Here is a 22056-nt window from a genome sequence, read left to right as displayed (position 1 = left end):
GTCGATGCTTCCTCCGTTCATCATCGAGCAAATACGGCAGCGCGAAGAAGAGAAGGATCGGTCGCGAAGAGAAGAAATTCGACCGCGCCTCGAGCTGCCGATCGAACGCTACCCTGCACCTCGTCGTCTTCCCGACACGGAAGAGGACGATCCCAACCGGGGCGTCATCATCCTCGACCTGGGCTGACGCCACGTACGGCACGCCCCTCCGCGATCTCCCTGGAGACGCCGTCCCAACGGCCGAGCCCGCGGAACGTCCCCCCGAGCCGGCTCCGCTTTCCCCGCAAATCCCGAAACACCGGCGTCCACGCATCCTCCGATGCCCGCGCGTGACGCTCGGTTTCTCGTCTTACCCGAGCTCGTCCGGCGAGGACGGGATGACCGCAGGCCCGTGCCGCGTGCGGGGCACCCGCGTGCGCGGCACGCGTGCGCGGCACGGCACAGGGACGGGTGGGTGGTGCGGGCCTGAAAAGTTAACCGATGTGGGGCTTGCCACGCGTGTGCGGGGTTGACCCGAGGCAGGATCTTCGCCTAGGTTGCGCCCCCACTTCTGGCGCCGGGCACTGAACGAGCTACGCTCCGGCGCCTCAGAGCAGGCCGTGCGCAACGTGAGCACGGGCTCTTCCATTCGATCGAGGTTCTACAGATGGCCGTTCATATTCGCCTCGCCCGCGCGGGCACCAAGAAGACGCCCTTCTACCGCATCGTCGTCGCCGATCAGCGCAGCCCGCGCGGCGGCAGGTTCATCGAGCGGCTGGGCACGTACGACCCGCGCAGGACCGAGATCCGCCTCGACGTGCCCCGCGTGAGGCACTGGATCTCGAACGGCGCCCAGCCGACGCACACGGTGGCGCTGCTCCTGAAGCACCCTGGGCTCGCCCAGGCAGCCGCCCCGGCGGACGCCGCGAAGTAGCATGGCCTCCTCGACGTCTCCGCTGGTCGATCTCGTGGCGCTCGTCGCCCGCGCGCTGGTCGATCAGCCGGACCGGGTCGTCGTGCGCGAGGTCGCGGGCGACCGCTTCCCCCGGATCGAGCTGACGGTCGCGCGCGAGGACATCGGCAAGGTGATCGGCAAGGACGGGCGCACCGCCCAGTCGATCCGGACGTTGCTGAGCGCCGCCGCGAGCAAGTCGGGGCGGCGCGCGCACCTCGACATCCTCGACTGAGACGAACCCAACGTGGAGCGACGTTACGTTCCCGTCGCGGAGGTCTCCCGGCCGCACGGCGTCCAGGGGGAGCTGCGGCTCCGCGTCTACAACGAGGGCTCCGACCTGCTCCTCTCGCGGCCTCCGATCCGGCTGCGCCTCCCCGACGGCTCCGAGCGGGACGCGAAGATCGTCGCCGCGCGCCCGAACGACAAGGCGCTGCTCGTGCGGATCGCCGGGACGGACGATCGAGACGCGGCCGAGGCGCTGCGCGGCGCCGCGGTGTGCGTGCCCCGGGATGCGTTCGCGCCGCTCGCCGAGGGCGAGTTCTACGCGTGCGACATCGAGGGGGCGCGCGTGCTGACCCCCGAGGGCGACCTGATCGGGCACGTGAGGTCGCTCCAGTCGTATCCGACCTGCGACGTGCTCGTCGTGGTGAGGAGCGGCGCAGATCCGCTCGAGATCCCGCTGACCGAGAGCTTCGTCGGCAGCGTGGACGCGGAGCGGCAGATCGTTCAGCTGGTGACGCTGGAAGGCCTCGTCTGAGCCGCCGTCCGGCTCGAGGCGGCCCGCCGCGGCAGGTTCGATGCGCATCGATGTAGTGACCCTGTTTCCCGAGCTCTTCGAGGGATTTCTGGCGATCGGCATGGTCGGGCGCGGGCTCGCCTCGGGCGCGCTCGCCGTCCGGACGCGCAGCCCGCGCGAGTTCGGCCTCGGCCGGCACCGGAGCGTGGACGACACGCCCTACGGCGGCGGGTCCGGCATGGTGATGCGCGTCGACTGCATCGTCCGCTGCCTGGAGGCGCTCGACGAGGCCGCCGCGGAGGGCGCGCCTCCCGGCGCGGAGGGCGCGCCCCCAGCCCCCGCGCCGCGGGCGCACCGCGTGCTGCTCACGCCGCAGGGGCAGCCGTTCCGCCAGGAGAAGGCGATCGAGCTCGCGGCCCGCCCGGCCGTCGCGCTCGTGTGCGGCCGGTACGAGGGGTTCGACGAGCGGGTGCGCGCGTTCGTCGACGAGGAGATCTCGCTCGGCGACTTCGTGATGACGGGCGGCGAGGTGGCGGCGATGGCGGTGATCGACGCGTGCGTGCGCTTGCTCCCCGGGGTGCTCGGCAACGCCGTATCGGCGGAGCACGAGTCGCACAGCCCGGCGATGTCCGGGCTGCTGGAGTACCCGCAGTACACGCGCCCGGTGGAGTTCCGCGGGCACAAGGTCCCCGAGGTGCTGCAGCAGGGCAACCACGCGGCCATCGCGCGCTGGCGGCGCGCGCAGGCAGAGCAGCGCACGGCCGAACGCCGGCCCGACCTGTGGCGCAAGGCGCGCGGAGGAGAGCCTCCGCCGAGCCCTTTGCCGAACGATGGCGGCGAGGCGCGGCGATGAGGCTGTCGCTCGCGCTCGTCCACTACCCGGTGCTCGACCGCGCCGGCGAGGCGGTGACCACCGCGATCACGAACCTCGACCTGCACGACATGGCGCGGAGCGCGCGCACGTACGGGGCCGAGCGGCTGTTCGTCGTGCACCCGGTCGCCGCCCAGCGCGCGCTGGCGGAGCGGATCCGGGAGCACTGGGTGCTCGGGTCCGGCAAGCGCCGGATCCCGGATCGCGCCGTCGCCCTCGACGTGCTGGCCGTGGTCCCCAGCCTGGAGGACGTGTACGGCGCGCTGAGCGGCGAAGGGCGCGCGGGCGTCGAGGTCTGGACGACCGCGGCGGCGTCGCGAGGGCTCCCGGTGACGAGCTACGCGGAGACCCGCGCGCGCCTCGCGCAGGCGAGCCGCCCCGTGCTGATCCTGTTCGGTACGGGCTGGGGCCTCACGCCCGAGATCATCGCCGACGCCGACCTCCGGATCGAGCCCATCCGAGCGGCCGCGAGCACCGGCTACAACCACCTGAGCGTGCGCGCGGCGTGCGCGATCACGCTCGACCGGCTGCTCGGCGACCGGCACGCCGGGTGAGCGCTCGCGGCGCGCGCGGCGAGCGCGATGCCAGCGCCGCCGCCGGCGCCGCGGTCCATGCTACGGCCATGAGCGAGCGCGAGGCCCATCGCCCCGAGGGAGAGGCGAGCTCGGAACGACGGACGCACGATCGGCTGGTGCGCGAGCAGGCGTTCGCGCTCGGGTTCGACGTCGTCGGCGTCGCGCGCGCGGACGAGCCGCTCGGGGTGGAGCACGCGCGGTACCTCGAGTTCATCGAGCGCGGCATGCACGGCGAGATGCGCTACCTCGCGGAGTACGCGGAGCAGCGGCGCCGGCTGGACACCGACGCGATCCTCGAGGGGGCGCGCTCGGTCGTGTGCGTCGGCCGCAGGTACGCCCGGCCCAAGGACAGCGAGGGGCGCGACCCTCCGCTCGCGCAGGCGGTCGCGCGGTACGCGCGCGGGCAGGACTACCACAACCACCTGAAGCGCCGGCTGCGGCGGCTCGCGGCGTTCATCCGATCGCTCGCGCCGTCCGTCCTCGCGCGGCCGCTCTGCGACGTCGAGCCGGTGATGGAGCGCGTCTGGGCCGCGCGCGCCGGCATCGGCTTCGTCGGCAAGAACGGGCTGCTCATCACGCCGGGGCAGGGGAGCTACCAGCTGCTCGGCGAGGTGGTGACCACGCTGCCGCTCGTCCCCGACGTGCCCATCGCGGAGCGCTGCGGCTCGTGCACGCGCTGCCTCGACGCGTGCCCGACGCAGGCCTTCGACGCGCCCTTCGTGCTCGATCCGCGGCGCTGCGTCGCGTACCTGACCATCGAGCAGCGGAGCGCGCCCGCCGAGGAGCTGCGGCCGGGCATGGGTGAGCACGTCTTCGGCTGCGACGTTTGCCAGGAGGTCTGCCCGTTCAACAGGACCGCGCCGCCGCCCCTCGAGCGCACCGCGCCGTTCCATCCGCTGTCGCGATGGGAGGGGCGGGACGTCGACGACCTCGCGTCGCTGGACGAGCGAGGGTTCGAGGCGCTGACCGTCGGGACGCCGGTGAAGCGCGCGCGGCGCGGCGGGCTCGCCAGGAACGCGGCCATCGTCGCCGCGAACCGGCTCGCGCAGGGCGCGGAAGGCGAGGTCGCGGAGCGCGCGACGCGCGCGCTCGCCGCGGCGCTCGCCCACGACGACCCCGAGGTGCGCGCCGTCGCCGCGTGGGGCATGCGCCGCGCGGGCCGCGGCGAGCCGGCGAGCCCGGCCGCGCCGGAGCCCGCCGGTTCGCTCGACGAGCCCGGCGCCGGTTGAAGCGCAGCGGGCGCCGGGCTCGGCTTCGATCGCGGCGCGCGGCGTTTGGGCGCGGCGGTGCTCGGGCGCTCTTCGCGGGCGGCCGAGGATCCGCTACGGTGTCCGCCGGCAAGACGCCGCGCGCACGAGCACGAACGTGGATCTCCCTCCCAGGCTCCGAGCGCTCCTCGACGATCTGCGCCAGCACGATTCCGTGCTCTGGCGGCGTGCGGTGGACGCCGGGGTGACCTACGGCCCAGACCTCCTCGTCCGGCACAGCCCTGCGCTGTTCGGGCTCGTCTTCGGGGCCGTGCTGCCGGAGCAGCGGAGGGCCGTGCGCAGGAACCTGCGGCTGGCGCTCGGCGAGCGCGGGGCGCTCGACGAGTACCGGGACGTCGCGCGGGTGTTCATCAATTTCGCCAGCTGCCTCACCGACGCGTTCATCGCGGGCAGCAACCGGCCCGACCGGCTCACCGGCCTGTGCGTGAACGACGAGCACTTCACGAACGCGTACCGGCGCGGCCTCGGCGTGATCGTCGTCACGGCGCACACCGGCGGGTGGCAAGCCGCCGCGCCGCTCCTCCGCTCCGTGCACGCGGCCGACGTGCTCGTCGTGATGCAACGCGAGCGCGACAGCCGGGCGCAGGCCATCCAGGACGGCACGCGCGATCGGGTCGGCGTGCGGATGCAGCACGTCGACGACGATCCGCTCGCGGTGCTCCCGCTGCTCGCGCACCTGCGGCGGCAGGGCGTCGTGGCCATCCAGATCGATCGGCTCCCGTCCGGGATGCGCGGGCGCGACGTCGAGCTCTTCGGGATGCCCTGGCGCGTCCCGGAGGGGCCGCTCCAGCTCGCCGCGGCGAGCGGCGCGCCGATCGTCCCGGTGTTCACCCGGCGGACCGGCTTCATGGAATACGAGATCTGCATCGCGCCCCCCGTCTCGCTGCCCAGGCGGCCAGGACCGTCCGAGCTCGACGTCGCGGCGCGGCAGATCACGGCGGAGATGGAGCGCTTCCTGCGGGAGAACCCGACGCAGTGGTTCCACTTCGAATAAATCAAGGATTTTGAGCCTTAAATGAGAAATCGCGCCGCGGTCGGCCATGCGCTGCATCGGCGCGCAAGCTGGGTTAAGAGTGCGCGCTGATGGCCCGCCTCCTCGTCGGACTGCCCTCGCTCAAGGGGGATATCCAGAAGTACAAAGATCGCTTCGATCTGGTCGAGCTCCGTCCGGTCGATACGTCGTTGCCCCGCGCGACCACGCTGCGCAAATGGCGCAAGGCGGTGCCGCCGGGCTTCGTCTTCAGCGTCGTGCTGCCGCGCGTGGTCGGCGAGCTCGCGGCCGGGAAAGAGCTCGACGAAGCGCTGTCGACCTCGCTCGAGGTGGCGGCCGTGCTGGAGGCCCGCTGCGTCGTGCTCCAGACGCCGGCGTCGCTCCGCCCGACGGCGAGCAACCGCAAGAAGCTCGCGGCGCTCTTCGAGCGCCTGCCCGCCGAAGGGGTCGTGCGCTGCTGGGAGCCCGCGGGGATCTGGGAGCGCGACGACATCGTCGCGACCGCGCGCGCCGCGAAGGTGATCCCGGTGCTCGACGTCGCCCGCGACGCCGCGCCGCCCGGGCCCATCGTCTACACACGGCTGCGCGCGCTCGGAAAGTCCTCGTCGATCGGGGCGGCCGCGCTCGAGCGCGTCGCCGATCGCCTGCGCGGGCGGCGTGAGGTGTTCCTGGTCGTCGAGGGGGACCGCGCGTCCCAGATCAAGTCCCAGCTCGCGGCGTCGCTCGCGCGCAAGCCCGATCGCTCGACGGCTTCGGCCGTGGTAAGGCCTACCATGCCTATGCCGAACACCCTCGTCGCCGAGGACGAGGAGCAGTGATCCGCGGCGCGGCGGCCACGGCGAGCGACGCCTCCGCGGCTTCGGCCGCGCGGGCCGCGCTCGAGTCGTCCGGCAGCGCGATCGACGCGATCGTCGCCGGCTTCTTCGCGGCGGCTGGCGCGCAGCCCGACGTGCTGCTCGCGCCCGCCGTGGCGCTCGCGGCCGGCGTCGGCGTGGGCGCGCGGGCCTTCGACGGCCGGGCGATCCAGCCCGGGCGCGGCGCACCGCGGCCGCGCGGGTTCGTCGACGGGCAGAGCGTGCCGGAGGCCGCGCGCGTCGCGGTTCCGCGCTCGCTCGGGATGCTGGTGCTGCTGCACGGCTATCTCGGTCGCGCGCGGCTCCGCGAGCTGGTCCGCACGGGCGTCGCCGCGGCCGAGCGCGCGGGCGCGAGCGGGCGCGCCGCGCTGCTCCGCGAGGTCGGCTCGCTGGGCGCGCTGGCGCTGCGGGCGCGCGACGTGGAGCGGGCGCTGCTCGCCGTGGGCGGGCCGGTCGCCGGCGGGACGCTGACCGCCGAGGACCTCGCCGAGGCGGTCCCGGCCGAGGTGGAGGCCGCGTCGACCACGATCGCGGAGGGCGCGACGGCGCTCCAGGCGCCGTGGCCGGTCGGGGAGGAGGCGCGGCCCGCCGACGCCATCGTCGCCTGCGACGGCTGGGGCACGGTCGCAGCGCTGGCCTACGCGCGCACCGACGACGGGATCGCCGTGCCCGAGCTCGACATCGTGCTCGGCCGCGACGCCGTCCCGGTGCGCCGCGGGATCACGCGCCTAGCGCCCGGCACGCCCCTGCCGGCGGCGGCGCCGATCGCGATCCTCCAGCGCAGCGCCTTCGCGGCCGCGGTCGCGCTGACCGGCAGGCCCAAGCTCGAGGTGAGCGCCCTCGGCGCGCTCCTCCGTGGCACCGCGCTCGAGGCGGCCCTCCACGACGTCCGCACGCAGCTGAGCGCCGACGGCGCCCTCGCCGTCCTGCGCGACGATCGCGACGCGCGCGCGGCCCACCTCGCGCCCGGATTCTCGGCAGGAGCAGGGACGCCGCCGGCAGCCGGCTGAGGCTCGTCGTCGCCGGCAAAGGCTGAGGCGGCGTCGTCGCAGGGGGGCACGGCTCGTCCGGGGCTAGTTCCGCTCGCCAGGAGTCCGCCAGGGATCCGGAGCGAGAGTTCAACGCAAAGGCGCAAAGACGCAAAAAAGACTTGTAGTTTTGCGCCTTTGCGCCTTTGCGTTTATTTCTCGTCGCTCGCGAGGCAGATCCCTGGCGGGAGTTCTGATCCGCGGTCCTAGCGCCCGGGAGGCCGACCGAGCCCAACGTGTCGGCGCGGGTCGTGCGGCGCTCGGCGAGAAAATGAAAAAACCGCCAGAGCGCCAAGGACGCCAAGAGGAGAACGCTCGGCTCTCCTGGCGTGCTTGGCGTCCCGGCGGTTTCCGGCTCAGGTCGCTGTCGTCGGCGTGCTGCCCAGACGCGACCGGGCTCCGCGTGAGCTAGAGCGTGACGCCGTGGCGCTTCGCGTAGGCGACGACGCCGATCTTGTCGATCGTGCGGATGTCGCGCGTCGTGAGGTTGAGCTTCACGAAGCGGTTGAGCTCGGGGACCCAGATGCGCCGGGTCTGGATGTTCACGAGCTGCCAGCGCTTCGTCTTGATGTTGGAGTGGGAGACATTCTGCGCCAGAAGCTTCCGCTTCCCAGTGATGTCGCTCTTCGCCATGACGTCCTCGGTTGGAAGGGGACCGACCTCGGTGCCCCGACCCTAGTTCGATCAAGCTGGCCGAGCGCACGCCCTGCGCGGGGGAGCAGGGGGGCTCGGGAGCGCGGCAAAGTGAAGGAAGCCGGGGGACATGTCAAGCGTCCACCGGGGGTATCTCGCCGCAGCGCACCGGAGATCGCCCGCGGAGGGGTCGAGAGATGCTGGCGGCAGGCCTAGGTGAGCCACTCGCCGCCCGAGGGAGGCCGGCGATCCGGGCCGTCCTTGTCGTTCTCGGGGCGGTGCAGGTCGATGCGCCGGGCGTCGGCGGCGAGGCGCCAGGCCAGGATCTGGAAGAGGCCGAGGCTCGTGATCGCGGACGTCGCGGCGAACGCCAGGCCCGCGGAGAGCACGCTGACGAGGTCGCGCGGCGTGAAGGCGCTGAGCTGGGCCAGCCTGCCGACGACCAGGTCGGCCGTGAAGGCGAGCACCACCGCGACCGCGAGCGACGAGCCGGCGCCCGTCGTCTCCGCCCCCATGAAGCCGGTGAGGCTGGACAGCACCGCCAGGATCACCATCAGGGCGCCGAGCTGGGCCAGGTGAGGATCGAGCAAGGTGAGCTGCGCAGCGGCGTGCCCGAACGCGGGGAGCGCGACGAGGAACGCGGCGACGAGCAGCCAGCGCGCGCCGGCGTACGCCCGGTAGCGAGACCGGAAGACGAGCGCCGCCGGGAGCGCTATCGCCGCCACGGCCCGGGCGGCGCCCCAGCCGACCGCAGGACCAGAGCTTTGAAGGCCGATGACGGTCGCGATCGTCCCCAGCACCACCATCGCGAGGGCGCGCTGCCGGTAGCTCACCGACGTGAGCGCGGTGAACAGCGTGACGATGCCCAGCACGAACGCAGGCGGCCCCGCGACGACGCCGTCCGGGCGGAGCCCCGCGACCGACAGGCCGCCGAACAGGAGGAAGCCCACGCCCACCACGGCGCACCAGACCCGGGCCGCGTCCTGCGCCGGACGCATCGGCGCCAGGTCCTCCATGAGCGCCTCGGACGCGAGCAGCGGCTTGGTGACATGCTCGCGCGCGCTCGGGGGCGGCTCCTCGATCGTGATGGCCGGGCTCGACCCCGAGAGCCGCTCGACCTGAGCGGCGCCGATCGACGCCTCGGAGGGCCGCTCGACCTGAGCGGCGCCGATCGACGCCTCGGAGGGCCGCTCGACCTGAGCGGCGCCGAGCGGCGCCGCGGAGGGCCGCTCGGTCGGGCTGTCGCCGGCCGCGGCGCCCTCCGGCTGGGCTGGTGCTGCCTTGTCCCGTTCGGCGATCGCGCGACGGCTCGCTGGCGGGCGGTCGCGGTTCGCCTCTCCGTAAGGCTTTTCCATTGATGGAGCTGGATCAGATCTCACGGGCGTCGAAGGGGTTCTGGCGGAGCTGCCCGAGCAGCTCCGCCGAGGTGAGCCGCGCGACCAGGGTGCGCCCGAAGTCTCGCACGGCAGTGAATCCTTGCCCATCCATGGCGAGGGATTGCTCGTCCATGTACAGCCGGCGCGCAATCTCGATCTGCACGGCGTGGACGGCACGGTGCGGTTGGCCGTAGTGCGAGGTGCTGAACCCGCCCTTGTAGGGGTCGTCGTGGCGCACCGAGAAGCGGCAGGCGCGCGCGTGCTGATCGACCGCGTCGATCACCGCGCTCGCGGCGGTCGTCCGCCCGCGCGTGCCGGGGACGATGTCGGCCCGGCCGACCGCGCCCTCGGCGTGGCCGCGGCGGCTCTGGCTCGGCATCGAGTGCGCGCAGAGCAGGATCGCGAAGCCGAAGCGCTCGCGCTTGCGGGCGAGGATCGCGCTGAGGGTGCGGTGGTACGGCCGGTAGAAGCGGTCGAGCCGGCGCTCCACCTCGCGTCGCGGGAGCCGGGCGACCAGGACCGGCTCGCCGTCCGTGGTCACGCGCCAGATGAGCCCCCGCGGGAACGGCGCGCGGCCGCCGCCCTCGACCGCGTCGCCGTCGCAGTCGGCCTCGCTGCGGTTGAGATCGACGACCAGCCGGCTCATCCGCGCGAACAGGAGCGTCGCCCCCTCGGCCGGGGCGTCCTGGAACAGCGCGTCGACGTACAGATCGGCGTCGCGCCCGATGCTGCGCGCAGGCGCGACGGTCCAGGACAGCGACTCGGGATCCATGTGGACACCCGCGTGCGGTACTTCGACGAGGACCGGGCTTTCCGCTCCGCGGGGCTCGACGACCTCGAAGGGTGACACCACGGGGCTCACTGTGACGCATTCCGCGTCCGGCTGGAATCAGGACGGGGCAAGACGGGGCAAGACGGGGAGGTTCCAAGCCGGAAGGAAGGAAGAAGTGTTGCCGTCCAGGGCGTCCTCCTGGGTGCATCTGCTCCGCCCCGGCTTTCTGGCGGCTTTCTGGCGCACCTGGCCGCTTTCGCTGTAGCGTTGGCCGTGGATCTCGCGACCTGGGTGGACGCCTACCTGGACCACCTCCGCGTCGAGCGGGCTCTGGCGCCCCTGACGCTCGAGGCGTACGGCCACGATCTGGCCAAGCTGGTCGCCCATGCGGAGGCGGCGGGGGTCACGTCCGTCGACGGGCTCGATCAGGCGCTGATCGGCACCTACCTGGTCGCGCTCGGCCAGGCGGGCATCAGCGCGAGCTCGGCGGCTCGCCACCTCTCCGCGGTCCGCGGGTTCATCCGCTTCCTGCTCCGCGAGCGGCGGATCGAGCGGGATCCGTGCGCGCTGATCGAGCGACCCAGGGTCGGGCGGCGGCTGCCCAAGGTGCTCTCGTTCGACGAGATCGCGCTCCTCATCGAGGCGCCCGAGCAGGGGACGTTCAAGGGGCTGCGCGATCGCGCGATGCTCCACGTGATGTACGCGGCCGGCCTGCGCGTCAGCGAGGTGGTGCGCCTGAAGCTGTCCGACATCGAGCGGCGCAAGGGGATCGTGACGGCGCTCGGCAAGGGCGGGAAGCGGCGCCTCGTGCCGCTCGGCGAGCCGGCGCTCGCGGCCATCGACGCCTACCTGGAGGTGCGCGCCACGCACCCGCGCAGCGCGGCGACGCAGGTGCTGTTCCTGTCGCCGCGCGGCGGGCCGCTCACCCGGCAGGCGGTGTGGAAGCTCCTCGGCGGCTACGCGCGCGCCGTGGGCATCGCCAAGCCGAGCTCGCCGCACAAGCTCCGCCACTCCTTCGCGACGCACCTGCTCGAAGGGGGCGCGGATCTCCGGAGCGTCCAGGCGCTCCTCGGCCACGCGAACGTGGTGACGACCGAGATCTACACGCACCTCGCCGACGACCACGTGCGCGCCGCCTACCGGCGGGCGCACCCTCGCGCGTGAGCGGGCCGATCGCGGCTACTTGCAGCGCTTGAGGAACTTACCGCACGGCTTGTTCGTGGCCTGCCCCGCAGGCTGCGCCGGCGCCGGGGGGATCTCGGTGAGCTGGAACTCCTGCACGAGCGGCGTGCCGGCCTTGACGACGAGGCTCGTGCTGCGCGCGATGTAGCCGGTGCGCCTGACGCTCACCTTGTGCACGCCCGGCTTGAGCCCGAGCTCGACCTCCGGGGCCAGGGTCGTCTTGCCGTCGATGGTGATCTCCTCGCACGCGACGGGCTTGCAGGAGATCTTCACGAGCGGGTCGGCCGGGGCGCCGGCGTCGGCCGGGGCGCCGGCGTCGGCCGGAGGCGCGGTGGCCGGCGCTCCGGCGTCGGCCGGCGGCGCGGTCGCGGCCGGCGCGGGCTGCGTGGGCTCGGCCGTCGGGGCGGGGACCACGGCGGACGCCGTGGCCGACGCGCTCGGGCTCGGCTGCGGCTCTTCCCGGCGATCCAAGACGTACCACGCGGCGGCGGTGCCCCCGACGAGCAGCACCGCGACGACGCCCACCGTCAGCGACGCCGCCTTGCCCCAGGGCGACCGCGGCGCGGTGACCGCGGTCATCATCGCGATGGGGCTCTTCGGAGACGCGGCGGGGACGCCCTGGGCCGGAGGCGGCGGCGCCTGCGCGAGGCCCGCGTCGACCGGAGGCTGCGGCGACGGCGGCGCGGCCGGCGAGGGCGTCGGCGCGGGCGAGAGCGGGGCGTGCGGCGGCGGCGCGGGGGAAAACGGCGTGGGGGGCGGCGCGGCCGCGAACGGCGAGGCGGCCAGCTGCGTCGCGTCGGGCGCCGGCATCGGCGCGGGCGCGCTCGCCGCGGCGACGCCGTGGGCCAACGGGGCGGGCGCCGGCGCGTTCGCGGCGCGGGCCGGCGGCGCGGGCGCCTCGTTCGCCGAGGGGGACAGGGCGAGCGTCGAGCCGACCTCGATCGCCGCCGCCGAGAAGCCGCTGAGCATGGCCGCGAGCTCGCTCGCGGAGCGGAAACGCTCGCGCGGATCGTGCGCCAGCGCGCGCGCGAAGGCGGCGTCCAGCACGGGGCTCACCGGAACGCCGAGCTCCGCCGCGCGCGCCGACGCGGAGGGGCGCGGCGCCATGATCTCGCGCTGCCAGGCCGGCACGTCGACCTGACCCTGGCAGGAACGCCAGTACGAGCGGCCGGTGAGCGCGAAGAAGGCGACCAGCGCCGCGGAGAAGATGTCCGCGGCGGGGCCCGCCGGGGCGCCCGGCTGCAGCTGCTCGGGCGCGAGCCACGGGGCGGCGAGGACGTAGCCCTCCGGCGTCGGCAGCATGCTCCGCGCGAGGGACGGCCCGAAGTCGGCGACCCTCACGCTGCCCGGAGCGCTCGGGTCGAGGAACAGGTTCGTCGGCTTGAGGCCGTGGTGGGGCACCTCCCGCGCGTGCGCCGCGTCGAGCACCGCCGCGAGCGAGCGGAGCATCGAGCCGACCTCCTCGAAGCTCAGGGGTCGGCGCAGCGCGAGCTCCGAGAGCGACGGGACGTGGATCATGTCCGTCACCGTGAAGGGCGCGGCCGTCGCCGGGTCGTAGCCGGCCTCGAGGATGTGCGCGACGAGCTCGTGCGGCAGCCGATTCGTCTCGGCGACGTACCGCTGCAGGTGCTGCATCGCGTCCGGCCGCTGGCCGATGATCGGCGAGTACAGCTTGAGGGCGACGTCGCGCGCCTGCGCCGTCACCGCGCGGTAGGTGGCCGTCGCGCCCCCGTAGCCGAGGAGCGAGCGGACGGAGAACCTCCCCGCGACGACGCTGCCCGGCGCGACGTTCGGTGCCGTCACGAGATCACTCCCCCGCGACCGCGATCGACTCGATCGACTGCAGGATGGTCGCGTCGGCGCCGGAGCTGTCGTCGTCCGGCACGAACCCGAGCCCGATCACGATCTCGCCGTCCTTGCCGGTATCGGCGAAGATCAGCAGCGGGCCCTTCTTGGTCCCGCGCGCGGCGCCCTCCTTCTGCCACAGGCCGATCTTCCTTCCGGAGATCTCCTTGACGTCGTCGGGCTTCTTCCAGTTCACCTTCTTCTTGGGCAAGGTGACGTTGATCTCGCGCGCCAGCGCGTCGAGCGCGGCGTCGCGCTTCTCGGCCGCCTGCTTGCCCTCGCCCGTGTCGACCTGCGCCGTCGCCAGGGCAGGGCCCTCGTCCGCGGCCTGCGCGATCGTGGCGCTCTCTCCCTGGGCGTAGGTCCAACCCTTCACGGGCGTGAGCACGAGCGAGCTCCCGGCGATCTTCGCCCGGGTCGACTCCTCTGCCTGGCACTGCTCGTCGAGCGCCTTGCAGGGCTTCGGGGCAGGAGGGGGCGGAGGCGGAGGCGCCGCGGTCACGGGCGGCTCCGGCGTTACGGGTTGCGGTGGAGGCGGCGAGCTGCACGCCGCGGCGAGCGCCGCCGCAGCGCTCAGCGCCAGGGTGGGCCATCGTCGGAAGAACATTGCGGACGAGCGTTGCAGGACCGGCCCCGGGACGGCAAGTAAAGAGCGATCCCCGGGGGCGGCTTGCGCCGTGGGGCGCGGCCGGGGCCGCATGGAACGGCGAGCGCGCCGGGCGGCTGCTCCGGCGCGCTCGCGGGGTGCAGGGGCTACTTGACGACGGCGCCGACGTCCTGCTCGACCTGCTCGGCGACGCCCACCGGCACCTTGCCGTAGAGGCGGGTGCGCTCCGTGACCAGGAAGTAGTCGGGCTTGCCGCTCGCCCCGGGAGGCCCCTTCACGAGCTCCGCGAAGCCGATGTCGCCCGCGCGGCCGGTGTACTCGACCCGCACCACGACCTCCTTCTGCTCGGGGGGCGCGGCCACGTACTCGGTGGGGCGCAGGCGGTCGAGCTTGCTCATCCAGTTGCCGACGGTCTCGTCCTTCTGCTCGGGGCTGGCCGGATCGGCCCAGAACTTCTTGCCCTCATCGCCGCTGCGCGTGAGCTCGCGGCGCTTGTCGCCGACGATCACGCGCGCCTGGGTGAGATCGACGTCCTTCCACTCGTGCAGCTCCCGCTCCATGAGCCGCGACTCCGCGGTGTCGAGATCGCGGTAGATGTCGCCCTTGATGGCGTACACCTCGCCGGTGGCCTCGTCGCGCGCGTAGCGGTCCGCGCCGCCGGGCGTCGGGCCGCCGACGACCAGCTTGCGCTCGCCGCCGCGCAGCTTGACGGTGAGCGTGCCCTCCGGCTCGGCCAGGCCGAACTCGCTGGCGCGATCGTCGCCGATGCGGCCGACGGAGCGCAGCGCCTTCAGCGGCGCGATCGCCTCGGCGAGCTTGTTGCCGGCGGTCACCGACACGAACGTCGTCGTCTTGACCGTCGGCTCCTGCTCCGCGGGCGGCTCGTCCTGCGCCTCGTCGTCGTGGCCGTGCGCGTCGTCCTTCGGCTTCTCGGCCGGGGGCGTCGCCTTGCGCTCGGCCGTGCCGACGAAGTAGCGGCCGTCCTTGTCCTTCTTCGCCTCGAGGACGACCGTCTTCGACTTGGCCTCGAAGGTGATCCGCTCGACGTCCTCGGCGCGGCCGGCCCAGACGGTCACGTCCCCGGCCGAGAGCGCGGCCGCCGTCTTGTCGCGCGTCCAGACGAGGACCGCGAACAACGCCGCGACCACGACAAGGCCGAGGTGCACGAAAAAGCTGCGATCCAACCTCATGCGCGCCTCCCGCTCGCGCGCCGCCCGCGGCGCGTGATGAAGAGCCCGAGCCCCAGCACCATCGCCGGCGCCACGAGGATCGTGGCCCAGAACCAGACCTGGTCCTTCTCCTTCGTGTGCTCGATCCGGACGTCCTCGTTCGTCGTGATCTCCCCGGCGAAGCTCTCCTCGCCGCCGAGCCACCGGAACGCGTCGAGCGCGAGCACGATGTTGGGCTCGTTCCTGAACGCTGCGTCGCTGAACACGTCGGCGTCGGCGACGACGAACGCGCGCAGCTCCTTCTTGTCCTTGCCGTCGCCGCCGCCGGGCGCGAGCTCCTTCGAGACCGCCGCGGCGAGGTTGTAGGCGCTCCGCTTCTCGCCCTCGTCGAACTTGAAGTTGCCGTTCGCGTCGGCGAACGTCTCGCCCATCGAGCGGACGACGAAGTCGATCTTCAGGTCGCCGCCGTCCGCCTTGTCGAGCGACGCCGCGCCCGGGAAGATCGTCGGCGCCTGCTGCGCGTGGCGGCTCAAGGTCGAGACCGAGGCGTGCGAGGAGTACCGCGTCGTGACCAGCATCGCCTGGTCCGACTCGTTGAAGCGCCGCCGCACGTAGACCCGATCGTTCGCCAGCACCTCGGGCTTCCACGTGAGGCCCACGGCGCCGGCGAGCGGCGAGAGGTCGACCTTGGCCTCCGGATCGAGCGCGAGCAGGAGGTGCCCGCCCTCGTCGGCGTACCGCTTCAGGGCGGCGACCTCCTCCGGCAGGAACTCCTTCTGCGGGCCGAGCACGACGACGACGCCCGCGTCCTTCGGGAGCTCGCTGCCGAGCCCCTGCGCGAGCCCGAGATCCTTGACGACGTAGTTCTGGGACTCGAGGAGCTTGCGGAGGTTCTTCGCCGTCCGCCCCTCGGCCGCGTTCGTCGACTCGTTCATCTCGCCGTGGCCGACGGTGAAATACGCGGTGCGCTGCGCGCGGATCACCTTGAGCAGCGCCTTCTGGAAGTCGGCGTCGAGGCTCTTCAGCTTGGCGCCGGCGGCCTTGATGTCGGCGCCGATGTTGAGCGTCTCGCGCGAGGTGTCGCGCGAGAGCACGATCACGCCGTCCTGCGTGACCTTCGCCTCCTTGGCGAGCGCGGGGACGAGCAGCCGGTCCTGCATCTCCACGGTGATCTGCGGCGACGCCGCCTTCACCTCGCGCAGGTAGCCCTCGACCTCGGCGCCCACCTCGTTCAGCTGCGGGAAGAAGGCGGTGATCTTGAGCGGCTCGGTCAGGCTCTCGGCGACGCGCTTCGTCGAGTCGCCGGGGCGGGCCGTGCGGTAGTACGAGAAGTCCGCCTTGAGCTCGAGCTGGCTCGCGGCGTAGACGAAGAGCGCCGAGTAGACCGCGGCGAAGGCGAGCGTCACGCCCGAGAGCGTCGCGGCGCGCACCCGCCGGCCCTCGATCCGCTCGGCGCGCCGCATCGGCGCGAGCGCCGCCTCGCCGAAGAACAGCGGCACCGTCGCGATCACGAGCAGCGCGATCCAGCCGACCGTCGTGGCCGCCTCGACGCGCGCGCGCAGCTCGGGCGCGGCCCGCGAGACGCCGAGCAGGTTGCGCCCCGCGTCGGTCGTCGTGAAGTACGCCGCCACCGCCACGAGCCCGAGCGCCGACAGGATCGCGAGCGCGCGCTCGACGGCGCGGCGCTCGCCCGTCTCGCGCACGGCGGTCGCGAAGCGCAGCGCGGTGACGAGCGCGAGCGTCAAGAGCCCGAGCCCCGACAGCGCGTAGCGGAGCCCGTCGACCGTGGGCACCACGCGCTCGCCCAGGAAGATGGCGAGGAGCGCGCCCGCGTACGCCGGCACCATCCAGCCCCCGGCGCGCAGCGCGGGCGCCGCGGGCGCCGGCCGCTCGGCCTGGGGCGCCTCGTGCTGCGCGCCCGGCGCGGCGCTCGCGTCGTTGCCGCTGTTCTCGGCCTCGGCGGCCTGAGCGTTCTGGTCCTTCACCGCCACCTCCGTGCCCTCAGGGTGTGGGTCGCGGCGAGCAGGAAGAAGTACGCGACCGCGACGTAGTACAGGACGTTCTCCAGCCGGAGCACGCCGTTCAGGAACGGCTTCTGGTTGAGCGGGTAGAGGTTCAGCGCGCTCACGAAGTCGTTGAGCGGCGGCTCCGTCACGCGGGCGACGAGGAACAGGAAGCCGAGCGTCCCGATGATCGCCGCCCCGAGGATGACCGCGATGACCTGGCTCGCCGCCAGTGTCGACGCGAAGAGCCCGATCGCGAGCGACGCGGCGCCGAGCAGCAGCACCCCGGAGTAGCCGACCAGGATGTGCCCGACCGACACCCGGCCGTTCACGAAGATGAGCATCGGCATGTAGATCGTGATCGCGGTCATCAGGCCGACCAGCGCCAGCGCGGCGAGGAACTTGCCGGCGATGATCTCGCCGTCGCGCACGGGCGCCGTCTTGAGCAGGATGAGCGTCCCGCTCTCGCGCTCGCCGGCGATGAGCCGCATCGAGAGGATGAGCGCCGCGACCATGATGATGAACGCCGTGCCGTCGAAGAACTTGAGCAGCACCTCGGCCGACAGCCGCGCGCCCGAGCCGAGCGCCGCGACCTGGAAGTAGATGCCGTCGATGAGCAACGCCGCGGCGGCGACGACGTACCCGAGCGGTGACTTCAGGTACGCGGACAGCTCCCGCCGCGCGACGAGCAATGTCCCTCTCATGCCTCGCCCTCGCCTTCCTCCGCCTGCTCGCTCGCAGGGGCCTCGTTCGCCTGGCCGCCGGCGCTCGCCGCGTCGGCCGCGGCGGGCTTCGCCTTCGCTCGCGGCGCGCGCGTGGCGAGCCGCAGGAACACCGACTCGAGCTCGCGCTCGCTCCGCTTCACCTCGAGGATGCCGATCCCCGCCTGCACGAGCTCGGCGCACAGCGCCGCCCGCACGTCGCGATCGGCCTCGACCGCGAAGCTCACGACGTCGCTCCCCGGCTCGGCCGTGGGGAGCTGCTCGACGGACGTGACCCCCGCGACCTCGCGCGCGAGCTCCAGCGCCTTCGCCGCCTCGCCGCGCGTCACGCGGTAGCCGGCGCCCTCGGCCGCGGGGCCGCGCACCGTGAGCTCGACCCGGACGCCGTGGAGGAGCTTCGCCGACAGCTCCTGCTCGGTCCCCTGCGCGCCGATCTCGCCGTCCCGGATGACGAGGATGCGATCGCAGGTCTCGCTGATCTCGGAGAGGATGTGGCTGGAGAGCAGGATGGTGTGCTCGCCGCGCAGGCTCCGGAGCAGGGCGCGCATCTCGACGATCTGCACCGGATCGAGCCCGCTGATCGGCTCGTCGAGGACGAGCAGCCGCGGCTTGTGCACGATCGCCTGGGCGATGCCGACGCGCTGCTTGTAGCCGTGCGACAGCGCGCTGATCGGGTCGGCGGCGACGTCCTCGAGCTGCGTCACCGCGAGCGCCTCGGCCACGCGCCTGTCGGCCGAGCCGGCGTCGACGCCGCGCAGGCGCGCGGCGAAGTGGAGGAAGGCGCGCACGCTCATCTCGTCGTAGAGCGGCGGCCGGTCGGGGAGGTATCCGATGCGGGACCGCACCTCGTGCGGGTGGTCGACGACATCCAGCCCGTCCACGAGGACCCGGCCCGCGGATGGCAGGAGATCGCAGGCGAGGATCCGGAGCGTCGTCGTCTTGCCGGCGCCGTTCAGGCCGAGCAGGCCGACGATCTCTCCCGCTTCGATCGAGAACGACAGGGGCCCGATGGCCTTCCGGTCGCCGTAGTACTTGTATAGGTCGCTGATTTCGATCACGGCCGTGCACCCCTCCGCACAGGGAAGAAGCTCTCCGCGCCGGCGAATCGGACGCCGCGAAGCGCGGCGGTCCAGGCGCCAGCGGCCCCTTACAACAGCGGGTGACGGAAATCATTCCCGACGCGGTGCGCGCGGGCCGCCCGCCGGCGCGCGATCTCCCGTGCGGGAAGGAGAACGACCGGGACACGCCGCGGGCGCGGTGAGCGGAGCGACCAGGACGTGACGGATCTCAGCGTCCGGCGAGGATGCCCCGGTCCGGCCATGAGGGGGGCCGGGCGGCGAGCCGCCGGCGCGCTCGCCCCGGCGTCAGCAATGCTCGGCGATGATCGCCCAGCAGGCGTCCGCGAACTCCCGGTAGGTGGAGCGGTCGAGCGTCGCCTGCTTCACCGGCATCACGTCCTGGTGCTCGGCGAGCATCGGGCGCAGCGCGCCCTCGATGTCCGCGCTCGTCTCGATCCACAGGAACTCCTCGATGCCGTCGGTGATCTGGCCGCGGATGAGCTTCGGCACCTCGCTCAGCCGGACCTTCTTCGGGCTCCGCCGCGCGATCGACGACGCGATCTGCTCGGCGTGCGCGGGCCAGCGCCTGAGCGCCCGGTGGAACGTCGAGCCGACGAGCCGCAGGATCTGCTGGGCGAGCTTCGCCACGCGCGGGCGCTGCACGCGCTCCTCGTTCTCCGCGATCATCGCCAGGTAGTCGTCGCTGAGGAGCTTGCGCAGGTCGCTCGTGAGGATCTGCTGCGACTCGGGCGTCATCCGCAGATCCGCGACCTGCGCGAGGAAGATGTCGCGCAGGACGGTCAGGCGCGCCGTCACCGAGCCGGTCGGGGTCGTGTCGAGGATCTCGGCGAGCGGGTCGATCAGCCGGCGGCCGAACGTGGTGAGGATGTGATCGAGGATCCGCTTCTGGTGCTGCTCGTTGCCGAGCACCGACAGCGCGCGGGCGATGTGCGCCTTGCTCGGGGCGTCGACGAGGATCTCGAGGGGCTGATCCTGCGCCTTCCCCTCGTACATGCGGAGCGACGCGAACATCTCGCGGAAGGCGTCCGCCGCGGCCGCCCCCTCGCCCGGCTCGCCGTAGACCCGGATGACGAGCCCCGAGTCGGGGCCGGCGTCGAACAGCCGCCGGAGCTCTGCCCGGATGTCCTCGTCCGTGACGAGCGGCGCCGGGGGGAGCGACTTCCCGCGTGGATCCATGGAGCTCCAGCCTACGGCAAAGTGCGGTGCACCTGAACCTCTGTGCCGCGAGTGAAGAAGAATGCGAGCGCCGGGCGCGCTCTCGTCCGGTGAGTCCGGTGAAGCTGCGCGTGCGGCGATGTCGCACCCCGGCGCCACGGCGTCGTGCTGCCGTGGCGGCGGGGTGCGGTCGTCGTTCTCCGGTGTCACCGGATCGACACCGCGGGGCGCGGGGCCGGCCTTGTGGCGCGCGCGCTCCGCCGGGTACCATCCGCGGGTCGGTCCCGTCGCGTCCCGTGCGGGAGGAGCGGGCATGGGAGCATGTATGGACGGTGCGAACCCGGCTCATCAGGGGAAGGGAAGCGGCATGGCGGGCGCGCTGAGCGCGCGCGGCGAGGCCCGGGCAGCGGTGCACGTCGCCTCCGGAGACGCGCTCGACGTGCGCCAGTTCACGGCCACCGATCGCATGTCGGCGCTCTTCGAGGTGCGCATCGTCGCCGTGTCGGACAACCCGGACATCGACTTCGAGGCCGTCATCGGCCGGCCGATGCGGTTCGCCGCGCAGCGCGAGCAGGCCCGCGCGTGGTCCGGCGTCTGCAGCCAGCTCCAGCAGATCGCCGTCGAGGAGCGCCACCTCTCCACCTACGAGCTCACGCTCGTCCCCGCGCTGTGGCTCGCCACGCAGCGGCGCAACCACCGCGTCTTCCAGCACCTGTCGGAGATCGACATCGCGCTGAAGATCCTCGACGAGTGGGGGATCTCCCCGGCGCTGCGCCTCGCCGGGAGCTACCGGAAGCGCAAGTTCCGCGTCCAGTACGGCGAGAGCGACTACACGTTCCTCTGCCGCATGCTCGAGGACGCGGGGGTGAGCTTCTATTTCGAGAACGGCGGCGAGAGCCGGCTCGTCCTCGACGACGGACCCCACGGCAACCCCCGGCGCAGCCCGATCGCGTTCCGCGATCACCCGACCGACGCCGACCTCGAGCACGTCACCGAGGTGCGCGTCGGCCGCCGGCTGCGGCCGGGCAAGTACACGGTCCGCGACCACGACTACCGGAGGCCGGCGTCGTACGAGCTCGCGGCGAGCGCCGCCGGCCCCGGCGGCGTCGAGGAGCGGCTCGAGCGCTTCCACTACGTGCCCGGGGCGTTCCTCTACGAGAGCGACAAGGGCGACAGCACGCCGGCCGCCGACGACAAGGGCAAGTACCGCGCGGACGAGGCCGAGGGGGCCGCGCTCGCGCAGCGGCGCCTCGAGGCGAAGCGCGCCTCGGCCCGCGAGATCGCGTTCGAGACCAACACGATCGATCTCGCGCCGGGCACCGTCCTCTCGTTCCTCGACCACCCGAAGGCCGAGCTCGCGCCGGACAAGCCGCTGCTCGTCCTCGAGTCGACGCTCGCGGGCGAGGTCCCGGGCGCCTTCCGGCACGCGTGCCGCGCCGTGACCGCGGACGCCCCGTACCGGCCGCCGCTCCGCACGCGGAAGCCGCGCGTCCAGGGGGTCGAGTCCGCCACCGTGGTCGGCCCGCCCGGCCAGGAGATCCACGTCGACGAGTTCGGCCGCGTGCGCGTGCAGTTCCACTGGGATCGCGAGGGCCGCATGAACGACGCGTCGTCGTGCTGGATCCACGTGAGCCAGCCCTGGGGCGGCGCCGGCTTCGGCGGCACCAACCTGCCGCGCATCGGCCAGGAGGTGATCGTCGACTTCCTCGGCGCCGATCCCGACCGGCCGATCATCACGGGCCGGGTGTACACGAACCTCCAGAAGACGCCGTACAAGCTCCCCGAGAACAAGACGCAGAGCGGCTGGAAGACCAGCTCGTCGCCCGAGACCGGCGGCTACAACGAGATCATGTTCGAGGACGCGGCGGGCAAGGAGCTCGTCCGGGTGCAGGCCGAGCGCGACATGAACAAGCTCGTCAAGCGCGACGAGCAGGTCACCATCGGCAACGATCGCGTGAGCGCGATCGGCAACAACGAGGATCAGACCGTCGGCAACGACTTCACCAAGCTGGTGATGAACAGCGCGCGCGAGGTGGTCGGGATGAACCGATCGCGCGTGGTGGGCATCAGCGAGACGGTGGAGATCGGCAGCGTGCAGGCGACCCGGGTCGGGGACAGGGTCGAGATCGTCTGCGGCAAGTCGAGCATCGTGATGGAGAAGTCGGGCAAGATCGTGATCTCGGGGACCGACATCACGATCCACTCCAGCGGCCACACGCAGGTCTTCGGCGACCCGATCGACCTCAACTAGCCGTC

22 protein-coding genes are annotated in these 22056 nt (G+C 72.9%); 12 read left to right on the top strand and 10 right to left on the bottom strand.

The window, feature by feature from the left end; translation table 11 throughout:
• Window positions 1–4 precede the first annotated feature (4 nt).
• From WMF33_RS26915 to WMF33_RS26870, 10 genes are all read left to right on the top strand, one after another.
• Window positions 5–187, top strand: a complete 183-nt coding sequence (locus tag WMF33_RS26915; protein ID WP_080682315.1) for a hypothetical protein — start codon at window positions 5–7, stop codon at window positions 185–187.
• A gap of 459 nt (window positions 188–646) precedes the next feature.
• Window positions 647–913, top strand: coding sequence for a 30S ribosomal protein S16 (gene rpsP / locus WMF33_RS26910; RefSeq protein ID WP_012237071.1), 267 nt, complete (start codon window positions 647–649; stop codon window positions 911–913).
• A gap of 1 nt (window position 914) precedes the next feature.
• Window positions 915–1166, top strand: coding sequence for a KH domain-containing protein (locus WMF33_RS26905; RefSeq protein ID WP_012237070.1), 252 nt, complete (start codon window positions 915–917; stop codon window positions 1164–1166).
• 12 nt (window positions 1167–1178) lie between these two features.
• Window positions 1179–1691 carry a ribosome maturation factor RimM gene (gene rimM / locus WMF33_RS26900; RefSeq protein ID WP_061625140.1) on the top strand — a complete coding sequence of 171 codons (513 nt, stop codon included), beginning with the start codon at window positions 1179–1181 and terminating at the stop codon, window positions 1689–1691.
• Window positions 1692–1731: 40 nt separating this feature from the next.
• Complete coding sequence (gene trmD / locus WMF33_RS26895; protein ID WP_437331307.1) at window positions 1732–2523, top strand: tRNA (guanosine(37)-N1)-methyltransferase TrmD; 792 nt, start codon at window positions 1732–1734, stop codon at window positions 2521–2523.
• Entirely contained in the window at window positions 2520–3095 is a 576-nt protein-coding gene (locus WMF33_RS26890) for an RNA methyltransferase (protein WP_437331306.1), read from the top strand. Before trmD ends, WMF33_RS26890 begins: the two co-directional genes overlap by 4 nt.
• A 68-nt stretch (window positions 3096–3163) precedes the next feature.
• On the top strand, window positions 3164–4345 hold the full coding sequence (gene queG, locus WMF33_RS26885; RefSeq protein ID WP_437331305.1) for a tRNA epoxyqueuosine(34) reductase QueG: 1182 nt from the start codon (window positions 3164–3166) through the stop codon (window positions 4343–4345).
• 136 nt (window positions 4346–4481) lie between these two features.
• Window positions 4482–5378, top strand: a complete 897-nt coding sequence (locus tag WMF33_RS26880; protein ID WP_061621384.1) for a lysophospholipid acyltransferase family protein — start codon at window positions 4482–4484, stop codon at window positions 5376–5378.
• An 89-nt stretch (window positions 5379–5467) separates the two neighbouring features.
• Window positions 5468–6193: a DUF72 domain-containing protein gene (locus WMF33_RS26875; protein WP_437331304.1), complete on the top strand. Its 726-nt coding sequence runs from the start codon at window positions 5468–5470 to the stop codon at window positions 6191–6193.
• The gene (locus WMF33_RS26870; protein WP_437331303.1) at window positions 6190–7239 is read left to right on the top strand and encodes a hypothetical protein; all 1050 of its coding nucleotides are present in this window, start codon (window positions 6190–6192) and stop codon (window positions 7237–7239) included. Before WMF33_RS26875 ends, WMF33_RS26870 begins: the two co-directional genes overlap by 4 nt.
• Window positions 7240–7665: 426 nt before the next feature.
• Here WMF33_RS26870 and rpmB read toward each other — a convergent pair whose 3' ends face one another.
• The 3 genes from rpmB to WMF33_RS26855 form a co-directional block, all read right to left on the bottom strand.
• The gene (gene rpmB, locus WMF33_RS26865; RefSeq protein ID WP_061623235.1) at window positions 7666–7890 is read right to left on the bottom strand and encodes a 50S ribosomal protein L28; all 225 of its coding nucleotides are present in this window, start codon (window positions 7888–7890) and stop codon (window positions 7666–7668) included.
• A 212-nt stretch (window positions 7891–8102) separates the two neighbouring features.
• A complete protein-coding gene (locus WMF33_RS26860) occupies window positions 8103–9245 on the bottom strand; it encodes a hypothetical protein (protein ID WP_437331302.1) in 1143 nt (380 codons plus the stop codon).
• Between the two features lie 13 nt (window positions 9246–9258).
• Window positions 9259–10116 carry an N-formylglutamate amidohydrolase gene (locus WMF33_RS26855; protein WP_437339522.1) on the bottom strand — a complete coding sequence of 286 codons (858 nt, stop codon included), beginning with the start codon at window positions 10114–10116 and terminating at the stop codon, window positions 9259–9261.
• Between the two features lie 195 nt (window positions 10117–10311).
• Here WMF33_RS26855 and xerD point away from each other — a divergent pair, with 195 nt between their 5' ends.
• Window positions 10312–11202: a site-specific tyrosine recombinase XerD gene (gene xerD / locus WMF33_RS26850; protein WP_063823690.1), complete on the top strand. Its 891-nt coding sequence runs from the start codon at window positions 10312–10314 to the stop codon at window positions 11200–11202.
• Between the two features lie 15 nt (window positions 11203–11217).
• Here the strand turns inward: xerD and WMF33_RS26845 are convergent, their stop codons facing one another.
• The 7 genes from WMF33_RS26845 to WMF33_RS26815 all read right to left on the bottom strand — a co-directional run bounded on the left by WMF33_RS26845 (window position 11218) and on the right by WMF33_RS26815 (window position 19821).
• Window positions 11218–13023: a serine/threonine-protein kinase gene (locus WMF33_RS26845; protein ID WP_437331301.1), complete on the bottom strand. Its 1806-nt coding sequence runs from the start codon at window positions 13021–13023 to the stop codon at window positions 11218–11220.
• Window positions 13024–13027: 4 nt separating this feature from the next.
• Window positions 13028–13672: a hypothetical protein gene (locus WMF33_RS26840; protein ID WP_437331300.1), complete on the bottom strand. Its 645-nt coding sequence runs from the start codon at window positions 13670–13672 to the stop codon at window positions 13028–13030.
• 146 nt (window positions 13673–13818) lie between these two features.
• The gene (locus WMF33_RS26835) at window positions 13819–14862 is read right to left on the bottom strand and encodes a DUF4340 domain-containing protein (RefSeq protein ID WP_437331299.1); all 1044 of its coding nucleotides are present in this window, start codon (window positions 14860–14862) and stop codon (window positions 13819–13821) included.
• Window positions 14859–16826 (bottom strand): Gldg family protein, encoded by a 1968-nt coding sequence (locus WMF33_RS26830; protein WP_437331298.1) that lies wholly within the window; start codon window positions 16824–16826, stop codon window positions 14859–14861. The genes WMF33_RS26835 and WMF33_RS26830 overlap by 4 nt, the downstream gene beginning before the upstream one ends.
• Window positions 16823–17548 carry an ABC transporter permease gene (locus WMF33_RS26825; RefSeq protein WP_020737327.1) on the bottom strand — a complete coding sequence of 242 codons (726 nt, stop codon included), beginning with the start codon at window positions 17546–17548 and terminating at the stop codon, window positions 16823–16825. The genes WMF33_RS26830 and WMF33_RS26825 overlap by 4 nt, the downstream gene beginning before the upstream one ends.
• Complete coding sequence (locus tag WMF33_RS26820) at window positions 17545–18624, bottom strand: ABC transporter ATP-binding protein (protein ID WP_437331297.1); 1080 nt, start codon at window positions 18622–18624, stop codon at window positions 17545–17547. Before WMF33_RS26820 ends, WMF33_RS26825 begins: the two co-directional genes overlap by 4 nt.
• A 306-nt stretch (window positions 18625–18930) precedes the next feature.
• Window positions 18931–19821 carry a hypothetical protein gene (locus tag WMF33_RS26815; RefSeq protein ID WP_437331296.1) on the bottom strand — a complete coding sequence of 297 codons (891 nt, stop codon included), beginning with the start codon at window positions 19819–19821 and terminating at the stop codon, window positions 18931–18933.
• A gap of 346 nt (window positions 19822–20167) precedes the next feature.
• Here WMF33_RS26815 and WMF33_RS26810 point away from each other — a divergent pair, with 346 nt between their 5' ends.
• Entirely contained in the window at window positions 20168–22051 is a 1884-nt protein-coding gene (locus WMF33_RS26810) for a type VI secretion system Vgr family protein (protein ID WP_437331295.1), read from the top strand.
• Window positions 22052–22056: the final 5 nt, after the last annotated feature.

This window comes from Sorangium sp. So ce394, assembly GCF_051474665.1.
Lineage (GTDB): Bacteria > Myxococcota_A > Polyangia > Polyangiales > Polyangiaceae > Sorangium > Sorangium cellulosum_D.
This window is presented reverse-complemented; position numbering and strand designations above follow the sequence as displayed.

Excerpts from the sequence above, each read along its gene's own strand:
- WMF33_RS26915 (WP_080682315.1), top strand. The coding sequence starts at position 5 with ATGCTTCCTCCGTTCATCATCGAGCAAATACGGCAGCGCGAAGAAGAG.
- rpsP (WP_012237071.1), top strand. The coding sequence starts at position 647 with ATGGCCGTTCATATTCGCCTCGCCCGCGCGGGCACCAAGAAGACGCCC.
- WMF33_RS26905 (WP_012237070.1), top strand. The coding sequence starts at position 915 with ATGGCCTCCTCGACGTCTCCGCTGGTCGATCTCGTGGCGCTCGTCGCC.
- trmD (WP_437331307.1), top strand. The coding sequence starts at position 1,732 with ATGCGCATCGATGTAGTGACCCTGTTTCCCGAGCTCTTCGAGGGATTT.
- WMF33_RS26890 (WP_437331306.1), top strand. The coding sequence starts at position 2,520 with ATGAGGCTGTCGCTCGCGCTCGTCCACTACCCGGTGCTCGACCGCGCC.
- queG (WP_437331305.1), top strand. The coding sequence starts at position 3,164 with ATGAGCGAGCGCGAGGCCCATCGCCCCGAGGGAGAGGCGAGCTCGGAA.
- WMF33_RS26875 (WP_437331304.1), top strand. The coding sequence starts at position 5,468 with ATGGCCCGCCTCCTCGTCGGACTGCCCTCGCTCAAGGGGGATATCCAG.
- rpmB (WP_061623235.1), bottom strand. The coding sequence starts at position 7,890 with ATGGCGAAGAGCGACATCACTGGGAAGCGGAAGCTTCTGGCGCAGAAT.
- WMF33_RS26860 (WP_437331302.1), bottom strand. The coding sequence starts at position 9,245 with ATGGAAAAGCCTTACGGAGAGGCGAACCGCGACCGCCCGCCAGCGAGC.
- WMF33_RS26840 (WP_437331300.1), bottom strand. The coding sequence starts at position 13,672 with ATGTTCTTCCGACGATGGCCCACCCTGGCGCTGAGCGCTGCGGCGGCG.
- WMF33_RS26835 (WP_437331299.1), bottom strand. The coding sequence starts at position 14,862 with ATGAGGTTGGATCGCAGCTTTTTCGTGCACCTCGGCCTTGTCGTGGTC.
- WMF33_RS26825 (WP_020737327.1), bottom strand. The coding sequence starts at position 17,548 with ATGAGAGGGACATTGCTCGTCGCGCGGCGGGAGCTGTCCGCGTACCTG.
- WMF33_RS26815 (WP_437331296.1), bottom strand. The coding sequence starts at position 19,821 with ATGGATCCACGCGGGAAGTCGCTCCCCCCGGCGCCGCTCGTCACGGAC.
- WMF33_RS26810 (WP_437331295.1), top strand. The coding sequence starts at position 20,168 with ATGGCGGGCGCGCTGAGCGCGCGCGGCGAGGCCCGGGCAGCGGTGCAC.